This is a genomic window from Acinetobacter sp. 18QD2AZ41W, from assembly GCF_009829025.1.
GTDB lineage: Bacteria > Pseudomonadota > Gammaproteobacteria > Pseudomonadales > Moraxellaceae > Acinetobacter > Acinetobacter pseudolwoffii.
In genome coordinates this window covers 1-208 of the sequence record NZ_WURP01000085.1, presented here as the reverse complement: position 1 = coordinate 208, position 208 = coordinate 1, and the positions used below count along the sequence as shown (strand labels likewise).

1 tRNA gene is annotated in these 208 nt (G+C 38.9%); it reads left to right on the top strand.

From position 1 onward, the window contains the following. Window positions 1–76, top strand: a tRNA-Ala gene (locus GVV58_RS15380). Window positions 77–208: the final 132 nt, after the last annotated feature.

Below are 208 nucleotides of genomic sequence, written 5' to 3'. Positions count from 1 at the left end.
GGGGACTTAGCTTAGTTGGTAGAGCGCCTGCTTTGCACGCAGGAGGTCAGGAGTTCGACTCTCCTAGTCTCCACCATCATTTAAGATAAGTTGTTAGATTACAGAATTTAGTAAGTTTAAGCTTATTAAGTTCTGTGATTTATCACAGCGTCTAGACCTGACGAAGGCTAGATCAATCATTAACAGAATATATTTGAGTTGAAATAAA